The organism is Streptomyces sp. FH025 (assembly GCF_017427025.1).
Lineage (GTDB): Bacteria > Actinomycetota > Actinomycetes > Streptomycetales > Streptomycetaceae > Kitasatospora.
This window is the reverse complement of record NZ_JAFLNG010001124.1, coordinates 1-1,501: the sequence shown is the minus strand read 5'-3', so window position 1 is coordinate 1,501 and position 1,501 is coordinate 1. Positions and strand designations below refer to the sequence as shown.

1 protein-coding gene is annotated in these 1,501 nt (G+C 73.9%); it reads left to right on the top strand.

The annotated features are described in order from the left end of the window. On the top strand, nt 1-1,491 hold a 1,491-nt coding region (locus tag J0670_RS37860), incomplete at its 5' end, for a DUF3604 domain-containing protein (protein ID WP_207817304.1). Between the last annotated feature and the right edge of the window lie 10 nt (nt 1,492-1,501).

Sequence of the window (1,501 nt, the reverse complement as noted above, 5' to 3'; positions counted from 1 at the left end):
CACTGCGGCATCAGCTACGGCCACGGGAGCATCGAGGACGCCTACGCCAACGCCAGGCTCCAGCTCGACTTCGCCAGCGTCACCGGCCACGGCTGGTGGCACGACCTGCCCGAGCGCACCCCGGAGCTGGCGAGCCTGGTCGACTACCACACCGAGGGCTTCGCCCGGCTGGCCCGGCTCTGGGAACACGTCCAGGACGTCACGGCCGCCGTGCACCAGGACGGCCGCTTCGTCACCTTCCAGTCCTTCGAGTGGCACAGCCTCGCGTACGGCGACCACTGCGTGTACTTCGACGGCCCGCGCGGCGAGATCATCCGGGCGGCGAACCTGGAGGAACTGCGCGCCCGGCTGCGCGTGCTCGGCGCCCGGGGCGTACGGACCTGGGCGCTGCCGCACCACATCGGCTACGGCCCGGCCCGCCGCGGCATCGACTGGGCCTCCTACACCGAGGAGTTCTCCCCGGTGGTGGAGATGATGTCGATGCACGGCTGCGCCGAGTCGGACGAGGCTCCCCGCGACTACCTGCACACCATGGGCCCGCGCACCGCCGCCGGAACGGCCGTCCACGGCCTGCGTCTGGGCCACCGCTTCGGGCTGATCGGCTCCACCGACCACCACAGCGCCTTCCCCGGCAGCCACGGGCACGGCCGACTGGCCGTGTGGGCGCCGGAGTTGACCCGCGAAGGAATCTGGAACGCCGTCCAGCGGCGCCGCACCTACGCGATCACCGGCGACCGCATCCTGCTCGCCACCTCCGTCAACGGAGCGCCGATGGGCGCCGAGACCGCCTCCGCCGACCGCCGCCGGATCCACGTCACCGTGCACGGCCGGGACGCCCTCGACCACGTGGAGCTGCTGCGCAACGGCGTGCCGATCCACCGGATCAGCCGCCCCGAACTCCTGGCCGGCACAAGGGACTCGGACGCCTTCACCGGCACCCTGGGCCTCGCCGTCGGCTGGGGCCGGCGCGGCGAACCGGTGCACTGGGACGTCACGCTGCGGGTCGAGGGCGGTCGGCTGCTGGACGTCCAGCCCCGGCTGCGCGGCCCGGAGACGGTGGCCCCGGCCGAGGCCGAGCCGGACACCTACCGGCCGTCCTCGTGGGAGCGCACCGCGCCGGGCGAGGTCCGGCTGCGGACGGTCACCGACGGCAACCCCAACACCGCCACCGACAGCACCCAGGGACTCTCGCTGCGGGTCGAGGGCGACGCGCGCACCCGGCTGGTCGCCGTCGTGAACGGCGTCGAGACCGCCCACGCCGTCGGCGAGCTCCTGGACGGCGCGCGGACCGGATTCACCGGCGGATTCGTCTCCGGCGCCTACCGCTTCGACCGGGCGGTGCCCGACCGGGAGGCGACCGCCGAACTCGATCTGACCGACGAACGCCCAGGCGGCGACGGGGACTTCTACCACGTGCGGGTGCGCCAGCTGAACGACCAGTGGGCCTGGTCCAGCCCGACCTGGGTGGGAGCGGCCGGCTCCTGTCGGTAGGGCCCGCCTC